Annotated in this window: 14 protein-coding genes; 1 reads left to right on the forward strand and 13 read right to left on the reverse strand. The window is 43.5% G+C overall.

All coding sequences use genetic code 11. The annotated features are described in order from the left end of the window. Positions 1 to 155 precede the first annotated feature (155 nt). From E5260_RS13480 to E5260_RS13505, 6 genes are all read right to left on the reverse strand, one after another. Positions 156 to 578: a DUF3284 domain-containing protein gene (locus E5260_RS13480; protein ID WP_003642000.1), complete on the reverse strand. Its 423-nt coding sequence runs from the start codon at positions 576 to 578 to the stop codon at positions 156 to 158. After that, positions 568 to 756 carry a hypothetical protein gene (locus E5260_RS13485; protein WP_003641999.1) on the reverse strand — a complete coding sequence of 63 codons (189 nt, stop codon included), beginning with the start codon at positions 754 to 756 and terminating at the stop codon, positions 568 to 570. The genes E5260_RS13480 and E5260_RS13485 overlap by 11 nt, the downstream gene beginning before the upstream one ends. A gap of 6 nt (positions 757 to 762) precedes the next feature. Then, entirely contained in the window at positions 763 to 2,124 is a 1,362-nt protein-coding gene (locus E5260_RS13490) for a PTS sugar transporter subunit IIC (protein ID WP_003641998.1), read from the reverse strand. 72 nt (positions 2,125 to 2,196) lie between these two features. Beyond that, positions 2,197 to 2,907, reverse strand: coding sequence for a GntR family transcriptional regulator (locus E5260_RS13495; protein WP_003641997.1), 711 nt, complete (start codon positions 2,905 to 2,907; stop codon positions 2,197 to 2,199). A gap of 407 nt (positions 2,908 to 3,314) precedes the next feature. Then, positions 3,315 to 4,331 carry a tryptophan--tRNA ligase gene (gene trpS, locus E5260_RS13500; RefSeq protein WP_003643815.1) on the reverse strand — a complete coding sequence of 339 codons (1,017 nt, stop codon included), beginning with the start codon at positions 4,329 to 4,331 and terminating at the stop codon, positions 3,315 to 3,317. Positions 4,332 to 4,769: 438 nt separating this feature from the next. Continuing rightward, complete coding sequence (locus E5260_RS13505; RefSeq protein ID WP_003643814.1) at positions 4,770 to 5,546, reverse strand: carbon-nitrogen family hydrolase; 777 nt, start codon at positions 5,544 to 5,546, stop codon at positions 4,770 to 4,772. Between the two features lie 258 nt (positions 5,547 to 5,804). Between E5260_RS13505 and helD the strand changes: the two genes are divergently transcribed. Beyond that, positions 5,805 to 8,114 (forward strand): RNA polymerase recycling motor HelD, encoded by a 2,310-nt coding sequence (gene helD / locus E5260_RS13510; protein ID WP_003641994.1) that lies wholly within the window; start codon positions 5,805 to 5,807, stop codon positions 8,112 to 8,114. 94 nt (positions 8,115 to 8,208) lie between these two features. On the opposite strand, the gene E5260_RS13515 is transcribed toward helD, so the two are convergent. From E5260_RS13515 to E5260_RS13545, 7 genes are all read right to left on the reverse strand, one after another. Next, positions 8,209 to 8,412, reverse strand: coding sequence for a hypothetical protein (locus E5260_RS13515; protein ID WP_003641993.1), 204 nt, complete (start codon positions 8,410 to 8,412; stop codon positions 8,209 to 8,211). A 137-nt stretch (positions 8,413 to 8,549) separates the two neighbouring features. After that, on the reverse strand, positions 8,550 to 9,236 hold the full coding sequence (locus tag E5260_RS13520) for a CPBP family intramembrane glutamic endopeptidase (protein WP_003641992.1): 687 nt from the start codon (positions 9,234 to 9,236) through the stop codon (positions 8,550 to 8,552). Positions 9,237 to 9,329: 93 nt separating this feature from the next. Next, a complete protein-coding gene (locus tag E5260_RS13525) occupies positions 9,330 to 10,010 on the reverse strand; it encodes a CPBP family intramembrane glutamic endopeptidase (RefSeq protein WP_003641991.1) in 681 nt (226 codons plus the stop codon). Between the two features lie 86 nt (positions 10,011 to 10,096). Then, on the reverse strand, positions 10,097 to 10,765 hold the full coding sequence (locus tag E5260_RS13530) for a CPBP family intramembrane glutamic endopeptidase (protein ID WP_003641990.1): 669 nt from the start codon (positions 10,763 to 10,765) through the stop codon (positions 10,097 to 10,099). A 66-nt stretch (positions 10,766 to 10,831) separates the two neighbouring features. Then, the gene (locus E5260_RS13535) at positions 10,832 to 11,377 is read right to left on the reverse strand and encodes a CPBP family intramembrane glutamic endopeptidase (RefSeq protein ID WP_003641989.1); all 546 of its coding nucleotides are present in this window, start codon (positions 11,375 to 11,377) and stop codon (positions 10,832 to 10,834) included. 234 nt (positions 11,378 to 11,611) lie between these two features. Next, on the reverse strand, positions 11,612 to 12,988 hold the full coding sequence (locus tag E5260_RS13540) for an HlyD family secretion protein (protein ID WP_003641987.1): 1,377 nt from the start codon (positions 12,986 to 12,988) through the stop codon (positions 11,612 to 11,614). Positions 12,989 to 13,003: 15 nt separating this feature from the next. Then, entirely contained in the window at positions 13,004 to 15,154 is a 2,151-nt protein-coding gene (locus E5260_RS13545; RefSeq protein ID WP_003641986.1) for a peptide cleavage/export ABC transporter, read from the reverse strand. Between the last annotated feature and the right edge of the window lie 214 nt (positions 15,155 to 15,368).

Raw genomic sequence — 15,368 nt, forward strand, 5'->3', positions numbered from 1 at the left:
AGCGCTTACAATGCAGTTGCTCACTTGTTCCATCGTGATGGTATCACGACCACATCTGAAACGCTGTGTACCATATCTGTTCAAAAAAGTACTGTAAATCCACTTACGGATTTACAGCACTCTTCTAACGAAATCAATTTTTGAATCCAGCCTGCTTATTGATTATAACTAGCAGCCATCTGATTCATCATCTTCTTAAAGCGGCGTTTACGGAACCATCCTAAGAATAGCACGCCAAGCTTATTATTGGCATTCGTCTTCTTATCCTTGCCTAAAAAGGTTTCGGCATATTCTAAGACAGTTTGGTGACCATCAGTGTCCGGTGCGAATTGATAATCGACGCCGTAATGATCGCGGGGCGTTTCTAATTCATACGCATATCGAACACCGGGTTGCGCGTGGGTAATCTTCAAATTACCGGTCAGACCGTTGGACCACTGTTTGGCATACTCATAGCCTTGTAAGCTCTGCCGTGGCGCCGGCCGACCCGTTTGCTGCTGAATATCAGCCCGCGCGGAATCGATCAACTGTTGGTATAAATAATCCACAGGGGCGTTCAAAGTTAATTTAATCTGCATTCTGGTGGCTCCTTTCTATCTGACCCACTCGCCGATAAACGACGAAAAGTGCTGCGCTGACCGCTAAACCTAATCCGAGCGTCACCCATTGACCGGTCGTTCCGGCCAGGGGACTTAAGATAACGGCTAATAATCCAAGGTTCATCCCGATGAGTAAACACTGCTTTAAGCTTTTCATGACAATCTATTCTCCAATCGCTGCTGGTTTAATCTTGTTGGCAGCCTTAACGAATGGCACGTAAATCGCAAAGGCAACGGCGGCATTAAATAATTGTAAGACCACTGACCGCCAGTCCATTGTGGCAACTAAGGCGTTCATAATCGGTGGCATTGACCAAACGATATTGTTCGTAATCGGTGCGACCCACCCAGCTGATAAAGCAGCGTAGGCGATCGAAACAGTCACAACTGGTGCTAAAACGAACGGAATAAAGTAGATTGGGTCAAGTACAATTGGCATCCCGAACATCACGGGTTCGTTAATATTAAAGAATCCGGGGCCAATCGCCAACTTAGCCACTGAACGTTGGTCGTCTCGTTTACTAAATACTAAAATCGCTACTAATAATAGTAAGGTCGAGCCGGCCCCACCAATCCATGCATATAAGTCAAAACAGTTCCGCGTCCAAACGTATGGCAAGGCTTTGCCAGCTTGGTAAGCGTTAACATTAGCAAGCTGAGCCGTCAACCAGATTCCGTCCAAGATTGGTGCCAGGACATTGGAACCATGAATCCCGAAGAACCAGAAAACTTGAACTAACAGCGTCATTAAGAGGACGGCGCCGTACCCTTGACTCATATTCAATAGTGGTTCTTGAATAATCTTCGCGATCCATTCAATCACCGTGGTGTTGAATTTACTGAAGATCCAGTTAATAATCCCAACGACATAAAATGCAGCGGCGGCTGGGATAACCCCAGTGAAGGCGTTTGCAACTGCCGGTGGCACAGAATCTGGCATCTTGATTGTAATGTGTTTCTTCATCAAAGCAATGTAAACGGCACTCGCAATGGCCCCTAAAATCATGACCGTAAAGAAACCATACGAACCAAAGTACGTGTTGAAGTTGAAGTAACCCCAAGCCGTCACCTTTTTGCCAGCAACCGCCATGCCAGAGTCCGTCAAAATCTTAGTAGCGCCCTTGCTCAACGTACTCGTCAACGTGCCGGTAAAGTTTTGTGGCAAACTCATGATGAAAGTTCCAAGTGTCACGATCCCACCAGTAACTGGTTCAACTTTGTACTGGATTGCCAATTGATACCCGAATGTAAATGAGAAAATCAGACCTAAGATGGCTAACGTCCCCGTCCAAACCATCGCATTAATTCCAATCAACCACTGCATCGAATTAACAATGCCCATCCAACCGAACTTCGTTGGAATATCTCGAACTAAAGCGTTCAGAACCGTGGCGATCGACCCGGCCATCATTGCCGGCATAATTGCTATAAACGCGTCACGTAATGCGATCAACCACCGAACTGCACCAATCTTGGCCGCAACTGGCACTAAGTGTTTGTTAAGCCATTCGATAAATGAATTCATAATATACCCCTCACTCCTAATGTAGGTTTTCGCTAGTTAGTGACCCAACACAACTGTTGCGTCACCCCCGTACTAGTTTTGTAAATCAATATTTTCGGTATGGTAGTAGAGTTCTAAATCTGGATAGACGAAGAACGTCCTGGAGAAGTTAAAGACCGTCCCATTAGCCAAGTAATTGATTGCTTCCAAGCACAACGTTTTGTCACCATCTGGGCAACCGATCAACTCCGCCCGTTGCGCGTCCACCCGCACTTGATGGACGTAGTTTTCCGTGGTGCTCCCCGTAATACCATATGCCTCTCGCAAGAAGGCGAAGATTGAATGCTGCACGCTCTCACTCGATAAGAACGGGACGACCGTTCGCGGAAAATAAGACTCTTCCAGGTCATACAAGATGTCATTCAAATAACGTAATCGCACCACCCGATAAACCTCGTCGCCAAGCGCAATGTTCCCTTGTTGTGCTAAAGTTTCATCCGCTGTCACTTTATCAAACGTGACAACTTTTGATACTAATGGTCCACCCTCAACCATGGCGGACTGGTCAAATCCAATCGATAAGTTGAGCACTTTCTTCGTGTTCTGCGGTTGTTTGATAATAAAATTGCCGCTCCCCTGCACACGACGCAACAACCCATGCCGGAAGACCACATCAATCGCTTTACGAATCGTATTGCGACTGGCGTTGTACTGCGCCATTAACACTTTTTCGGTTGGTAACTTAGTCGGATATTCATCCGCCATTATCGATTTAATGATTGCCTGCGCAATTGCCTGATACATGACTAAACCTCCTTTCGATAAATTAGTAGGTGCTTGTAAAACTTGTGCCCACAAATTATATTATCACAGAATATATGAAAACGCTTTATTTTTCGTAATTTTATACCAATGAATTTATATTATGACTAAAGGCAGCCACAGCAAGCGCTTTCGAATTCCTTACCACCCCTTTTCTTGCCAAAAACTTATTTTAACAAGCACTTTTTTACAATCATTCATGTAAGAAAGCAAACGAAATCAGCCTAATTTTCAATTTAGTCTGCCTTTTCTTTTTAATTCGCAACCGTGATGCGTTGGGCCATCGTTATTAATTTACCGGAAAGCCCCATATATTAAGGGTCTACAAAAAAGTGCAACTCACCGTCTTCACACATCCGACGGTCAGTTGCACTTTTTTCTACCATGATTTATTTAAAATAATTAATTCCAATGGCGTCTTGCATCTCACGCCACGTTTGGTCAGCGACCACGTTCGCTTTCGCTGTACCATCCTTCAAAATTTGTAAGACTTGAGCTGGATCAGCTTCGTAAATTGCACGCCGTTCGCGGATTGGCCGCAATACACCGTCCAACACGTCCATCAAGTAGCGTTTAATCTTAACGTCACCCAAGCCACCATGTTGGTAGGCGGCCTTCAAGTCTGCGACCTTGGCCTTGTCTTCATCGAAAATATCAAGATACGTGAAGACCACGTTACCTTCGACCTTACCCGGATCTTCAATATGAATATGATCAGGATCGGTATACATGGACATGACTTTCTTCTTCAAAGTATCGGCATCGTCAGAAAGGTAAATCGCATTTCCTAGTGATTTACTCATTTTGGCATTGCCGTCAAGTCCAGGGATTCGGCCCAAGCCCTTTGGTGGGAAGTAGCCTTCAGGTTCGACCAACGTGTCAGTTTGGTAAGTCTTATTGAAGCTCCGTACGATTTCACGGGTCTGTTCGAGCATTGGTTCTTGATCGTCACCAACGGGAACGGTCGTCGCCTTGAAAGCCGTAATATCAGCGGCCTGACTGACTGGATAAACAAAGAAACCGGCAGGAACACTTTCACCAAAAGCTTTTTGCTTGATTTCCGTCTTCACAGTTGGGTTACGATTCAAGCGCGCTACCGTCACTAAGTTCAAGTATTGATTCATCATGTCAGTTAATGCTGGAATTTGAGACTGGACTAAGATCGTTGACTTTTGGGGATCGATTCCCACTGCCAAGTAGTCCATCGCAACTTGTAATAAACTTTTACGAATTTTTTCGGGATCATGCGCATTATCCGTCAACGCCTGGTTATCCGCAATCATAATATATGAGTCATAGTCCCCAGAATCTTGTAATGCGACCCGGTTACGTAATGAACCGACATAGTGCCCGATATGCAGCTTACCAGTGGGGCGATCACCCGTTAAAATCACTTTTTTTGTCATTGTATTCATCCTTTCTATTGGCACTAAAAAAGCGCCTGATCAACTAATACTAGTTAATTAGGACGCATCACCGTGGTACCACCTAAATTGCAGAAAGCTTGTCTCTGCCACTCATTGACCGATAAGGGTGGGTCCCCGGTGTTCACCGAATCTCCAAAAAGCCAATTCATTAGTCCGCCCCAGCTTTCAGCACGCGCTAGGTCTCTGTTATTGGACGCCTTACTGTTCTTTTCTTCAACGATTAATTAGTTCTAGTGTACTGGTTATACCTGACCGTGTCAAAATAAATTCTGGGCATCATTCGCGCTAACTAGCCGCTACCATTTCATCATACCGACCGTCATTTCCACGTTTAAGCCCATCGAAATTCAAGCGGGCGTTCCTTCAACACCATTAAAATTCAGTTAAGTGCTCCCAGCCCCAGTCCCCATTTACGCTTCAGTATAATTCCGGGCGCCGGTCTTCAAACACTGGAATCTGACCACGAACCTGGTCAACTTGTGTTAAATCAAGCTCGGCCGTAATCAACTGGGCATGGGCACCACCGATAGCCACAATTTGGCCGAGCGGATCAATAACTAGTGACTGACCACCAAATTGATTATCAGGATCACTGCCAACGCGGTTAACCGCAACCACGAATGCTTGATTTTCAATCGCACGTGCTTGCAGTAATAGCCGCCATTGCATCTGCCGCACTGTCGGCCACTCAGCACTGACAAAAATCACTTGGGGGCCACGAGCTGCTTGTTTACGAAGCCATTCTGGGAAACGAATGTCATAACAAACTGCCCCCATCGCAACAGTTCCGTCGAGTTCAAAAACATTCTCGGTCTCACCAGCGGTAATATAACGATCTTCCGCCATTAACCCAAACCGGTGGACTTTATCGTAACGACTCAGTAACTGTCCCTGACGATCGACGACTAACATCTCATTATAGTAATGCCCATCGCGAGCGACCGCGACTGAGCCACCGACAATGTTGACGCGACACTGCCGAGCTAACTTGCTGAGTAATTGTAACGTTCGCTGCCCATCATCATCCGCCAAGACATTCAGGCGAGTTAACGCATAACCGGTATTCCACATCTCCGGTAAGACGATCACGTCAACAGTTTGTTCAGCTGCCCGTTGAATGGCCACTTCAATCTGCTCGTAGTTGGCATCCGGATCTCCAAACTGAATATTAAGTTGTGCTAGTGCGACACGCATTCGTTCCACCCACTTTATTAGAATGATTAAAATCATATTAGAATAAATAGTCAGAGGTTGCAAGTTTCAGCCTTGCCATCGTAAGGCTGCCGAACTTGCCCACCGTTGGCTAGCACGCCTTAGTGCCACTCATAATCACATTTCACAACAATTACTGATAAATCAGTGAATTTGCAGGCGCTTTGATTGACATCATCCCTAAACCCGCCTAAAATTGTTCAAGCGATTTAGACGATTATCAGACGGGAGGCCCTCTACGTGGCAACATCAGATCAAGAGCAACAACGCGAACAACAACGGGTTGATCGAGTCATCGAGCAAGTTAAAGAACGGGCACAACAGACCGACGACTTGCTGGCAAAGGCTCATCACGAAACCGATGTCATTCAGAAAAACTATGGTGATAATAATTCCGTCAACACGTTTGAAGTCGATGACCGGATTGAAACGAACGCGGAACTGCAACAACAAAAGCAAATGGTTGAACGCGCCGTGGAATCCGAAGCCATCTTGAAACGGCAAGTCGGTGTCTTGAAAGATCTTAGTAACTCACCCTATTTTGGGCGCATTGATATTCAAGATAGTCCCGACGAGGAAGCCGAACGTTTATACATTGGCACCGCCTCATTTGTCGACGCTGAACAGAATTTCTTAGTTTACGACTGGCGCGCCCCGATTTCCTCAGTCTACTACAATGGTACTCTGGGCCAGGTCCAGTACCAAACGCCGGCCGGGCAACAGACGACCGAGCTGATCAAGAAACGCCAATTCCAGATTAATCATGGTCAGATCAAGAATATGTTCGACACGAATGAAACGGTCGGTGACGAAATCTTGCAGGCCGTCCTTGGAGAACAAAATGATGCCTACATGCAAAATATTGTAGCAACCATTCAAAAAGAACAGAACGATATTATTCGTGACACCACTAGTGACTTACTAGTTGTCCAAGGGGTTGCCGGCTCTGGAAAGACGTCCGCCATTTTACAACGGATCGCTTTTCTGCTCTACCACTCACGGGCTTCCCTAGAAGCGGACCAAATGGTATTATTCTCGCCCAACCGCTTATTCAGTCACTACATCTCCGAAGTCTTACCTAGTTTAGGGGAGCGCAATATGCGTCAAGTCACGCTTGCCGAATTTCTCAGTGCACGTTTTCAAGGCCTAACCGTTGAAAGCCTCTTTGAGCGCTACGAAAGTGACCGCCAGCGTGAACAACTGACACCGGCAATTCGCGATTTTCAAGAAAGCGCCGACTTTATGCGCCAAGTCGATCAATATTGCCATCAGCTACCAGCCGACCAATTACGCTTCACCAACATCGTCTTTAATGGCGAAATCTTCTTCGCTAAAGAGGTCATTACAAAGATTGCGACGGCCTTACCAGCAGCGATGCAACCAGCTGACCGTTTCCTAGCAATCAAGAACACTTTGATTAAACGCTTAAAGCATCGCATTGACGATGAAGCCCAAGCTGACTGGGTCAATGATATCATTGACCAATTGAGCGACGAAGCTTACCACGACTTATTAGGTTCCAAGCGCCGCGGTGATTTTCAATCACTCGACGATGAAGTCTTCTATATTGGTAAGCAAATCGTGACCAAACGACTGCGGCAAGTCTACGATGCGATCTATAATGGTTACTTCTTAGACACCTATGAACAATATAACGATTTCTTAGCGCAAGTTGATTGGCCCACTACCGTGACGTCTGACCAATGGCAACAACGAATTGCCGCTTACCAGGCCGCCGTTGAGTACCATCGGATTGCTCTGGTTGACTGCGCGCCACTATTGTTATTACGCGATGTCCTAACTGGCAGTGGTCAGAACCGGCGGATGCAATATATCTTTGTCGATGAGATGCAAGACTATTCGCTAGCACAACTGTTATATATCAAGCACGCGTTCCCACTAGCTAAGTTCACACTGTTAGGTGACAGTGAACAAGCATTATTCAAGGGGATTGAGTTACCACAGCAATTACTGGAACGCCTCAAGGATGCTTTCAATGTCCGACGGGCGAACTTGATTACGTTGAATAAGAGCTACCGTTCAACCGAACAGATTACGAACTTTGCTAAAGCGCTATTACCCGACGGCGACCAGATTCAAGCGTTCACACGTAAAGGCGATTTACCTAAGGTCATGATTCGCTATGGCGAAGACGCCGCTCTCAGCAGTCTGCGTAGCGAAGTTGAACATCAGCTCAAGGCAACTAACACCGTTGCCGTACTAACTAAAGATTTAGCAGAAAGCAAGCAGGTCTACCAATACCTGAAGCGCTATACAGTAACAACGTTGATGGCCGATAGCGACCGTACCATGCCACAAGGCGTGATTGTTATGCCAATCTACCTTGCAAAGGGGTTAGAATTTGACGCGGTGGTCGCATACGATGTCTCCGCTACCAATTATCCCGATGCGGATTCAGTTGGCATCTTATATACGATTGCGTCACGAGCGATGCACCACTTGACATTGCTCAGCATCGGTGATGTCTCCCCACTAATTGCCCAGTTGGACCCGACATTATTTACGATTGAACATCAGGTACGAGTATAACTGGAATTAAAAAACGACTGGAAGTAGCCCAGCGGTATTACGCTAGCTACTTCCAGTCGTTTTTCGTTATCACGAAACTAATGCTTGACCATTTTTAAACATGGCTATCTGTGCAAAATTTCATATATAGAGCCTTAATATACTCTGTTTTATTATTATCTTTATGAACAGCCACAAATCCATTGCTATCCGGCAAGTCTATTTTAGTAACGCTTTCTTTACCTACTTTATATTCATAGATATTACTATCTAAAATTTTCGAACCATTAGAGAATTCAAACGATATAATTTCATCCATACTTACCAAACTCCTTCTGATATCACATATCCATCAATTACAGTTTTCAGAACCAACTTTGTATTTTTATCACCGTATTCACAATATTCTTACTACCTGTTACCTTGTTCACTTTAGCATAATCCAAAGTAACTATTTTAGCTAGGAACCAACCAGAGTATCCCCAGATTTGCTAACATATGTGTCACGCTATTCACACGAATATCATGCTTAGATAATAGGTAGATGGTCCCCAGCACCATGCCGAATAGCGTGTAATATGCTAATGGCACCAAGCTATTTCCGCTATGCAGATAACCGAAAAGAAGCCCATTGATAACAATGGTAGCCGCTTGGTACTCCCGGTCAAGATATTGGTCTGACAAGACGTAACTAAAGAAAAAGCCCCTGAAACTCAGCTCCTCAGCGATTGGTCCAAAAATGACGGCATCGAGTGTCATCGCTACCGGATTTTTCCGCAACAGTAAATCTAATGCACGTTCATTACCCGATTCAGTGATGTGCCATACCGCCGTCAGCTTAGCATAGCCAAAAGCAAGCGCCACGATAATGACTGCGCCGATCACCATGAGTAGCAAGGCCCGTTTATTTAGCCGCGTTCGCCACGGTCGAAAATCAAATTGCCGCAATTCCGCGGTCGTCTTATAGATGTTGTACAAGAAAACGATAATCACGGCATATAAACTGAAGCTAACTAACAGTGTAAACCAATTGGCCGTAATCAAGTAAATATACACGGGTAAGGAACTGATATTGACAATAATGACACTCAACACACTCACAATTAGTAAATTACCAATAAACCGTAAATTCTTCTGTAACATTTCATCCACTCCATCCAAACAATCGTAACTAGAATGTTCACTAACGGGCTTTTAAATCAACCCACTCAAGTTACTTGCCAAGTCCATCTGGCCTCATGCCATTAGCATGAGGCCCAGATTAGCTGTGACGTGCACGACACTGTTGACTCGAATATCCCGGCCAGATAATATGTAGGTTGCCGCGAGTACGAGACCCATAACCGTATAGTATGACAACTGCACCCAACTAAAACCGCCACGCAGTAGACCAAACAACACGCCGTTAACAATAACGGTAACTAGTTGGTATCGTGGCTGATCAAAACGTTCCGCCAGCGCATAACTGAAGAAATTGCCGCGAATAATTAATTCCTCACAAATCGGTGCAAAAACACCCAGGGCCAACGCCATCAATATCGGTGAGCGCTGAGACAATGCTTGCAAGTCAGCAACATTCTCCGCGATTGAATAGACAGCATCACTAACAAATTTAACTTGCACCGCTGCCAAAATCAGCATGACCACCATTGCCAGTACCGTAATCACTAATTGACGCGCGCTCGGCTTAGCAGCTATTTTCGTAATCTTAAAATGATTATTAGTAACTGATTCCAGATAAATTCGATAGAATAAATAAATTGCAAACAGGTAGACGACCAAGAAGATCGCCACCGTTATCCAGTTATACTTGAGTGTTAAAATATCGATGGGCGCCGTACTAAGACCCATCACGATTGCTGCCAATAAACTGGCAAGTAGTAATCTACTAATAAATTTGACGTTTTGATGTACCATGCTCCTTCACATTCATTTCTTGATAATTATCCCCAATGGTACCTAATCCACAACTTGCGGTTTGACCGGATATCACTAACTGAAACTTATCCCCACATCATGTTAATAAGTGTGACCAGCCAGTTCACCAGTATATGACATCCCATTGCGGTACTCAGTTGTTTTGTTTTGAGTACTAACCATGAAAAACCGCACCCTGTAATGAAGATGCCCACCGTACTGGCTAACTGATAACCATGGCCGAGTGCGAATACTGCGTTTGTCAGTATAATCGCGCCCAATACTGGCAAGTATCGTCGCAGCGTATTTTGAACAATTCCACGGAAAAGTAATTCTTCGAGTACGGGGCTAACGATGTTTGTGCACACTAATGTTAATAACCCCAATGGACTGTGGATCAGTGCCATGATTTCATCATTTTGTGTTTCAGTTGGACTGACTAGCAGACCACTTATCCCCATTTGAATCACCACGACCACCACTGCCACTAAAGCAGTCAGCCCCATCATTGACCAAGAAAAAGGCCCTAACAGGACTGGCATCTCAAAATAATGGTGATAGCAACGTACTAGTACGACCGCAACACCAACGGTTAAAACGACTAATGCTACCCAATGATAACCGATGTTGATTTGTTGCGGGCGTTCACCCCACCAATTCCAATAGCCATCCGCTAACACCGGTAATTGAATGAATATAAATAGCCCTAAACCCGCTAACACATAACCAAATACCCTGATCAATCGAGCAACCATACCAAGCCTCCCAAGTTATCCCCTGTGGATAAACTAATTCTTATGTTTTAATTTTTATCCACAACGTTAACTCATAGCCGCCAACGCGAAAACTGCCAAATTAGTCCCCATGTGCACCAGAATATTCATTCTAATATCGCGCTTAGCCAACAAATAAGTTGTCCCCAAGATGCTCCCCATTAACGTATAATAAATCCACGGCTCCCAATTTGCATCAACATGGACACTTGCAAATATTAAGCTATTAATAACAACCGCAATCATCTGATAATTACGGTGATTATACTGATTCGTTAACGCGTAGCTGAAAAAGATACCGCGAAAAATCAATTCCTCACAGATGGGGGAAAATATCACGACCGAAACAATCATGGGAAGCGGTGCTTCACCGAGCATCCATGCCAACGACCTGGAATTGCTGGTCTCGGGAATATTTAGCATCGCGCCCAATTTAAGATCAACAATAATGAGCACGACCATTGTCAGCATCGCAATAATCACAGTCCCTAATTGTGCAATGTTCACCCGGGACTTCAACGTCGCGACTTGGTAATTGCCTAACTCGTGCTGTATGCCGATAAAGCCAATATAGCCCCCAAGCTTCCAAGGCATAGATTACAAAACCAATCGTGATCATGAGCCAATTATTCTTAATTAGGAAAAGATACGCCGGTGCCATACTAAAACTCACCAATGCTAAGCTGATTAGACTGGCAATGACTAGGTTAATGATGAATTGTTTATTTGAGTGTGCCATTACTTACCTCTTTCGTATGATATATGTGCTTCTAGATAACTTTACTTTACCACAGTGATATTTAGTCAGTTAGTACTGATGGTCAATCATCAATTATTATCCAGCACCTTATCTTTATAATAATCAAACCAAGTCACCTTGCCCGTAATAATCGCCGTTTGCCCAATCATCCCGTAGCGTAGTAACTGTGCCTGATCGGCTGTAATCGGAACGGCCGCTGTCACTTCATAAAAAGTCGCTTTACTCTCCTCGACTGGTGAGACCCCAATCTTTGTGACCACACCGTCCAAAATAATTGGCTTCGGTACGTTCCGCGTGACTTTGAATCTAATGGCTTGTTTGACTTTAACGGAAGAAATATCTGCCGTCGAAATATATAGCTTAACGTTCACTCGCCGTTGTTGCTTGATTATCGGTAAAATTTTAGCGATTTCAGCTCCTGAACTAACGTACTTTGCACCACGGTAATTGTCTGCAACGTGTAGGACGCCGGCTTTGGTTGCCTTGATCGTGTAAGATTTTGATTGTGTCGTTAAGCTATCAATATCTGCTTTCACGGTCCGTAAATCTTGCTCGGCTTTCATTCGTTTCTCAGCGACTTCGCTTAACTGATCGTTCTTTAACATGGCTAATTTGGTATTGTTAGTCTCAACACTGTACTTCGTATCATCAAAGTCTTGTAATTCTTCTAACTGCACTTTAGCTGAGGACAACGAATCCTGAAGCGTATCTATCTGCTGTTGAATGTCTGCTAACGTTGCAGATTTAACTTCTTTTTTATCGTTTGCGTTGTTGGCCTCCTTTGACTTAGCGACATACTCATTAAAAACAGACCCATACTTGGCACTATTGGCATACTTGCTACCATTAGCCACCGCATTGTATAAGGCTTGATAAGCATCCAGATTGGTCTTAGTATTTGATACCACTTGTTGCGCGGTCTTCGTTAGCGTGGCTTTCTTAGTACTAGCAGCGCTCGATTTCGCTGCCAACATTTGATTCTCTGTTAAATAGATTTGACGCTGTTTTAAATAACTTTGCAATAGTTCTCGGTACCCAAATTCATCGGTCGTTGGAAAAACATCACTGTCAGTATTGATGCCATCTTTAAAATGATCCAAGGCTGTTACTTGGCGTTGCAATTGCCGTTTGCTGACATTATCTTCGCGTAATTTATTGCGATTAAAAACGTTAGTATAAACTAATAGCTTTTGACCCTTCTTCACTCGCGCACCTTCAACTAAATAATTCTTTTTGATGGCACTATTGACAGTCGCTTGAATCACCGGAACCGTTCCGGTCGGTTGAACAGTTCCGGTACCATTAATAACAATCTCGCGCTTCGCTACGAGTGAAAACAGAATCGTACCAATTAACAATAGCGTCACTGGAATAATTAGTAATGTTGAAAAATTTTGAAACCGAATCCCGTAAAACTCGCCACTTTCGAGCAGGTCTTTTCTCATTATTCAGTTCCCCCCTCAGCTATTGATCAAGTCGTAATAGTAACCATGTTCATTCAACAATGCCGCATGGGTCCCCTCTTCAGCGACCCGACCATCATGCAGAACGATGATATGATTCGTCCGCTTTGCAATCGACAACCGGTGGGCAATAAAAATAATCGTCTTGTCAGTCATTGCCACTAAATTATCAATTAATTGTTTTTCAGTAATTGCATCCAGTCCACTCGTCGACTCATCAAATATCAAGACTTGAGCGGGTGATAATAACGCTCTCGCAATCGTTAATCGTTGTCGCTGACCACCTGATAGTGTATTACCATTCTCATCTAGCTTAGTTTGGTATTGCATGGCCATTTTATTAATATCCGTATCAATTAACGCCAATTGGCAAGCCTTCGCAATATCTTTCTCAGTAATACCGCTGCGATTACCTAATCTTAAATTTTCTTCAATGGTCGCTGAAAAGATGTATGGTTCCTGCGGGATGTAGTTAATATGGGTCCGCAATGTATGCTTATCGATGTTCTTAACGTTGAAGCCATTCAATATGACATCACCACTATTTGGTTGATAAAAATCAATAAGCAATTTAACTAACGTGGACTTGCCAGAGCCACTCATCCCCACAATTGCAACCTTATCATGTTGTCGAATCGTCAAATTAACATCATCTAAGACATTTTCACCGTAACCATAACGATAGCTGACCCCTTGTAACTTAATATCACCATTTAATTGACTTTCATTATGAATTGGCCGTGACGCCTCAAATTCACTAGCGACCAAATACACTTCATTTAACCGGTTGTTAGCGACCTTAGCGCTTTGAAGCTTAGTCTGCAAATTAATAATATTCTGTAGTGGATTAACAAAATAGGCTAATAAAGCATTATATGTCATGAGCTCCCCAACTGATAACTGATTATGAATGACGAGATTGGCGCCCACCCATAGAACAACAACTTCTAAGACTAACTGTATAAACAGTTTTAATGCCTGTTGCAAAGTATCCGCTTTAAGATAGGCTAAACTCTTACGTAGATAATCAACAAATTCTGAATCAATTTTCTGATAACGTTCCGTCTCACCATTCAGCGCCTTAACAGTTTCAATCCCATGAAGATCCTCAATAATGGCTGAACTCAAAATAGCATTGCTCTCCATTTCCTTTTGATTCAATCGTTCAAAGGATTTATTAAAGGCTAAGATGACAACCGCGTAGATTGGCAACGAGAGTAACGTAATCCAAAAAAGTGTCATATTCTGGATTACCAAGATTGCCCCCATAATAATAACGATGCTGACATCTAAAAACAGCGAAACAATTGTGCTAGCTAACGCATCAATAATCTTACTGGCATCCGTAAACCTCGAAACAATTTCCCCCGTCCGCCGAGTGGCAAAAAAACTCATTGGCAATTCAAAGACGTGCCGAATATAGCCTAAAATAATTTCAATCGAAAGTCGTTGACCTAAAACCGCCAATAAAAAATTCTGGGCATAAGTAAAGATAGCCTGAAAGGTATAAAAAACGATTAGACCAATGGCCACCACTGCCAATGTACTGTGCATATTATTGGGAATATAAGTATCAATCACCGCTTGTAAGAAATAAGACCCACAGATACTAATAATCGTGATTAAAACTGCAGCAAGCACAATATTAATAACCAGTCGGCGCTGCTTTAATAAGCTTGGAATAAATCCCCATAGTGAGCCCTTATCTTGCTTAACTGGCTTATATTCCGACTTCGGTGCAAAGAAAAGGGCAACTCCGGACCATTCGCTTTCAAACCGTTCCTTTGACATACTGATAACCGCAACTGTTGGGTCCGGATCAGCAATCACGACATGCGTTTTCGAGGTTTTTACAACGACATAAAAATGCTGTAGATCCCCATTTTTGGTAACATGCACAATGAATGGCAATGGTAAATCTTGTACCTCGAAAAGACTCATATCTGCTTGAATTGCTTTGGTTTCAAAACCTAACTTTTCGGCCGTTTTTACTAATCCTAATGCCGTAGTCCCTTCTAAACTCGTTTTAGCAATATTTCTTAGATAGGCCAATGATGTTGTCGAACCATAATTTTTCAAAATCATTGCTAAAGCTGCGACCCCACAGTCCATCTCGTCAACTTGCGCAACATAGTTTCTCCAATGCATACTTGTACTCCCCTCACCAATTATTAAGTATCGGTATCTATTTAATTATGGGCTAACAAATGTTATCGTATGCCAACTATCTATTAACGTACATAATTTTATGATAAATGTCCTCATCAGGCTTAACGGTTAAACATCAACTAGCTAACATTGGTATTTGACGTTAAGAGAACGTTTTTTTACTTTTATAATTTTTTCAACAATCTGGTAAAAA

It is taken from the genome of Lactiplantibacillus plantarum, from assembly GCF_014131735.1.
Lineage (GTDB): Bacteria > Bacillota > Bacilli > Lactobacillales > Lactobacillaceae > Lactiplantibacillus > Lactiplantibacillus plantarum.

Coding starts and splice junctions, on each gene's coding strand:
- E5260_RS13480 (WP_003642000.1), bottom strand. CDS start 578: ATGCAGATTAAATTAACTTTGAACGCCCCTGTGGATTATTTATACCAA.
- E5260_RS13485 (WP_003641999.1), bottom strand. CDS start 756: ATGAAAAGCTTAAAGCAGTGTTTACTCATCGGGATGAACCTTGGATTA.
- E5260_RS13490 (WP_003641998.1), bottom strand. CDS start 2,124: ATGAATTCATTTATCGAATGGCTTAACAAACACTTAGTGCCAGTTGCG.
- E5260_RS13495 (WP_003641997.1), bottom strand. CDS start 2,907: ATGTATCAGGCAATTGCGCAGGCAATCATTAAATCGATAATGGCGGAT.
- trpS (WP_003643815.1), bottom strand. CDS start 4,331: ATGACAAAAAAAGTGATTTTAACGGGTGATCGCCCCACTGGTAAGCTG.
- E5260_RS13505 (WP_003643814.1), bottom strand. CDS start 5,546: ATGCGTGTCGCACTAGCACAACTTAATATTCAGTTTGGAGATCCGGAT.
- E5260_RS13515 (WP_003641993.1), bottom strand. CDS start 8,412: ATGGATGAAATTATATCGTTTGAATTCTCTAATGGTTCGAAAATTTTA.
- E5260_RS13520 (WP_003641992.1), bottom strand. CDS start 9,236: ATGTTACAGAAGAATTTACGGTTTATTGGTAATTTACTAATTGTGAGT.
- E5260_RS13525 (WP_003641991.1), bottom strand. CDS start 10,010: ATGGTACATCAAAACGTCAAATTTATTAGTAGATTACTACTTGCCAGT.
- E5260_RS13530 (WP_003641990.1), bottom strand. CDS start 10,765: ATGGTTGCTCGATTGATCAGGGTATTTGGTTATGTGTTAGCGGGTTTA.
- E5260_RS13535 (WP_003641989.1), bottom strand. CDS start 11,377: ATGCCTTGGAAGCTTGGGGGCTATATTGGCTTTATCGGCATACAGCAC.
- E5260_RS13540 (WP_003641987.1), bottom strand. CDS start 12,988: ATGAGAAAAGACCTGCTCGAAAGTGGCGAGTTTTACGGGATTCGGTTT.
- E5260_RS13545 (WP_003641986.1), bottom strand. CDS start 15,154: ATGCATTGGAGAAACTATGTTGCGCAAGTTGACGAGATGGACTGTGGG.